This window comes from Devosia sp. (assembly GCF_017307565.1).
GTDB lineage: Bacteria > Pseudomonadota > Alphaproteobacteria > Rhizobiales > Devosiaceae > Devosia.
Map to the genome: position 1 here is coordinate 1 of NZ_JAFKHD010000059.1, position 4,352 is coordinate 4,352.

Annotated in this window: 2 protein-coding genes; both read left to right on the forward strand. The window is 58.1% G+C overall.

Annotation, left to right across the window (positions count from 1 at the left end):
• Positions 1-679 precede the first annotated feature (679 nt).
• On the forward strand, positions 680-1,882 hold the full coding sequence (locus tag J0I64_RS01185; RefSeq protein WP_291405607.1) for an MFS transporter: 1,203 nt from the start codon (positions 680-682) through the stop codon (positions 1,880-1,882).
• Between the two features lie 402 nt (positions 1,883-2,284).
• Positions 2,285-4,352, forward strand: a 2,068-nt coding sequence (locus J0I64_RS01190) for a hypothetical protein (RefSeq protein ID WP_291405609.1), incomplete at its 3' end; no start/stop codon positions are given.

Sequence of the window (4,352 nt, forward strand, 5' to 3'; positions counted from 1 at the left end):
TTATAAGGCCGTAAACGGAAACACTCAGGCGTGCAGTAGCTGAATCGTTGTTTTGTCGATCGACCGCAACATTTGGAGTGGTATGATTTTGGCTACTGAATGCCTGAGGCACCAAAGCCATGGTGAATCCATTCGGGAGCGATAGCGTGGAGATTGCTAGGGGGAAAAGAATGGGCCGAATTCGCCGGCAAGTTGGACGTCACCTCTAACGGCAGGGTTCTGGCGAGATCGAACGCTCGCTTTTAGGGGGGCATTGCAAATAGATGTCTTAAATGGGGTCGAGAGCTACTGTTCGAAGGCCGCCTCCCCCTGCCCTACCGGCCCATAGGCCGCTAGTTGCGAGCAGGCCTAGCCAAACCGCACCGCCTCGCGAATGCACGTCCAAGGCTCTATTCGGTGGGGAGCAAGGAAGCGATGGTCGGCGCGGGGAAGACGCGCGGCGGCGCATCTAGAATAGCGCAAGTGGGACCGAACCTGATCAACCCGACGCTGCCACCAAGCAGTTGCAACGGAATACGCCACGCGGCGGAGATCGTCGGTTAGCCGCCGAGGCGTTTTTCGCGTCGATAGCTCAAATCGACCTTCCGAACGGTTTGGCGGTCTTCTGACAACGACACTGCGTAGCCAACATGTTAGTCACGCTCCGCGGCGTCTGGCCGCGTCTCCCCGGACTAGATAGATGACAGCAGCAGCAAGCCCATCCGCCCACGCCATCGCGGGCAAGACCACGCTTTCAATCATCGTGGCTGTGAGTGTGTGCCATCTCATAAACGACGTGATGCAGTCGCTGTTGTCGGCGATCTATCCTATTCTGAAGGACAATTACGGCCTCGACTATGTGCAGATCGGGCTGCTTACGCTGACGTTCCAGTGCGTCGCGTCTCTGCTGCAACCGATGATCGGAATTTACACGGACAAGCGCCCGCTGCCCTACTCGCTGCCGGTCGGCATGGCGTCAAGCCTAGTAGGACTGATCATTCTGGGTTTCGCTCAGACCTATTGGTTGCTGATCCTCGGCTCTGCCTTTGTCGGTTTAGGCTCGGCCATTTTTCACCCCGAATCCAGCCGCGTGGCCAGGCTTGCTTCAGGCGGGCGGCACGGACTTGCCCAATCGTTGTTTCAGGTCGGTGGCAATGCAGGTTCGGCCATTGGACCACTCCTTGCCGCATTCGTCGTCCTGCGTCAGGGGCAATGGAGCATAAGCCTCTTTGCCATCGGCTCGCTCGTGGGCATGTTCATACTCTGGCGCGTTGGCAACTGGTATGCAGAGCACCGCAGAATCAATGCCGGCAAGACGCCAGCAAGCACGGCACTGATCTTTGACAAACGCACGACGCTGATCGCTCTCGCCGTACTTACCGTGCTGACGTTGACCAAGAATGCGTACATGGCCAGCCTCTCAAGCTACTATACGTTCTACCTCATCGACAAATTCGACGTCGGGGTGCAGGACGCTCAACTTCTTCTCTTCGTCTATCTCGGCGCCTCCGCACTGGGGGTGTTCCTGGGTGGCCCCATCGGCGACAGGTTCGGCGCCAAGTTCGTGATCTGGTTCTCCATTCTCGGCGTGCTGCCCTTCACGCTGTTGCTGCCCTATGCCGACCTCACCTGGACCGTGATCCTGACAATAATCGTCGGCCTGATCTTCTCGTCGGCCTTTTCGGCCATCGTCGTATTCGCCCAGGAACTCATGCCGGGTCGGGTCGGGATGATCGCCGGTATCTTCTTCGGCTTCGCTTTCGGTGCTGGCGGTATTGCAGCTGCAGCGCTCGGCGCATTGGCGGACGTGACGAGTATCGAGCACGTCTTCTGGCTCTGCTCGTTCATGCCATTGGCTGGGTTGCTGACGATTTTCCTGCCGAATATGGGACGGGTGCGCTAGTCAAGCAAAGCCGAGCAGATTTCCATTCTGCAGAATCTGCGCCGTTCGCGGGCAAACTGTCGCGACCAAAGGCATGCAATCAATCAATTCCCCCAGGCGGCGGGCCGCGCGGGGGTGTCTTTGTTCTTATCAGTTCGACCTGACGTCTGCCTTGCCGCCGAGGGCGCAGGTTTCGCCTGGGCTCGACGAAAAAGCATTGACCCGGGCAAGGCATGCAAGTCGAGAACGCTACGCTCCGGCATATTTTACACAAAACACCAAAATTAAAGACAAATTAACCAAACTGATTGAAACTTATATTTACATTATTCACCTGCGAAGTGGCCCGAGAAGTACACTACGCGTGCGATTTTCTATTTGACATCAAGATTACTTCGCGAACTACGGCATTGTGAGGCGCTCATGCGGAAAGCCTTTGCAGTTCCTGGACTTGTTTCAATTTGCGCTCAGGACTGCCATCGCTCCAATAGTTTTTGGAGTGGATCGGCGCTGCTCGCAGTTGTTGCAACGCCCTTGTTGCTGGTCCCAAAAGTCCTGGCGGCCAACGAATGTGGCGTTGTATCTGGCCCTTCGGCGACAGCGGTATGCGATGGCATTGCGGGCAATACCGATGCTAGCCAGGGCGCTGTAAACATTACGCCAAATAGTGACGCAGGTGATGTTTCGCCTTTTGCGAACGGTATTTCCTATTCCGCCCTGGATGGCTTCACGCTGCGGATACGGGACGGGGTGACGATCGCAAGGCCGGACGCTCCAAACGCCAGCGGTGTCGAGCTGGTGAACGCCACCAGCGCACCGCTAGCCATCAGCGTCAGCTCTGGTGTGAGCATTAAGGTTGCTGGCCTAGAATCCCACGGCGTGAACCTTAAGCAATTTGGATCGGGCACGATCAGCATCACGTCCGGCGCCAATATCAGCGTCACGAACCCAGACACGAACCCGTCCAGTCAGTCGGGTTCGACCGCGCTGTATGGGCGAATACAAAATACAACCAGCGCCGCTTCCATCTCAATCGAGCAACTTGCTGGTAGCACGATAGAGGTCGCGGGGCAGTGGAGCCTCGGCCTCTATGGCTTCCACGAAGGCCTTGGATCGACTTACCTGAAGTCGTCGGGTTCGGTCAGGACCACTGGCTACAGTGCCTACGCCTTGCTTGGCTATGGCCACAATAGTTCATCGCAAGGTGACGTTGTAATCGAGCAGACCGAAACCGGATCAGTCTTCACCGAGGGTGACTCTGCGGCAGGCCTCTATGCGCTCCAGTATGGTAACGGTGCTTCAAGAATTAAGATTGCGGGCTCTGTCGAGACCCTGGGGGACGGGGCGGACGCGGCGTTCAATTACTTCAATAGTGCAGGATCGGGGGACGTTTCTATCGATTTGACCGGCACCGGTCTACTGATCACCCGCGGGCAGATAGCACGAGGCGCCTGGATATTTTCAGATGGTATCGGTAGCCTTGCCCTTTCGTCGGCCGGCGTTATTCGTACCTATGGCGAAAACTCCTCGGGGCTTTTGGCGATTGCCAACAACAATGCCAATTCCCAACCGATAAGCGTCATCTTGTCGTCGGGGGCAAGCATCACGACCGCAGGTCGTGTAGCGCACGGCATCGACGTGCGGCACGCCGGTACGGGCCACGTCATTATCGATCTGGGCGGGGGCACCTACGTCACGACGTCTGGAAGCGGCGCGAATGGCATTACCGCCTATACCAGCGGCGTGGTGGACGTCATGCATGCGTCCGGTTCCGAAATCGCCACGAGTGGCGACAACTCGGCAGGTCTGCGGGCGCGGGGCAGCCAGGTGTCGATCAATTCAAACGGGGCAATCTCCGCCACTGGGAGCTATGGCGTCGGTGTTCTTGCGGTGGCACGGGGGGGGCCGGCCTCGATCTCGATCGGTCCAGGCGCGGTCGTTTCGGGCGGATGGCAGGCGACAACCAATGGCCTCGGCGTGCCGCTGGGCGTTGCGGCCGCCGGCATTCAGATCGGATCAGACACTTCCAGTCTCTTGACCAACTATGGTCTCATCCAGGCGGGCTCGGACCGCGCGATCGCCGATACCGGTCGCCAGACCGCGATCCCAGGCAACCTGACGATCGAAAACCACGGAACGATCACCGGCTTTGTCGAGCTTGCCTCCGGCGGCGTCAACACCTTCAACAACTACTCGTTTATCTCCCTCGATATCCGGCACTTTGCCGACACCGATGGCGATGGCATTCGCGATACCAAACGGGTCGCGATCTCCGATTTCGGTGGCCCCGGCGCCGTGTTCAACAATGCCGCCACAGGTGCCGTCCGCTTCGCTGAGGTGCTGGGCGCGGCGAACACCGACACCACTGGTTTCTACGTGCCGACTGTCGGTACGAACAATCGTCCGCTCGAAGCCGGCTTTTACGACATGACGCGCAATGGCGTGGTCCAGGGACAACTGGTCAATCAGGCAACATTCAACAATGCCGGCA

Excerpts from the sequence above, each read along its gene's own strand:
- J0I64_RS01185 (WP_291405607.1), top strand. The coding sequence starts at position 680 with ATGACAGCAGCAGCAAGCCCATCCGCCCACGCCATCGCGGGCAAGACC.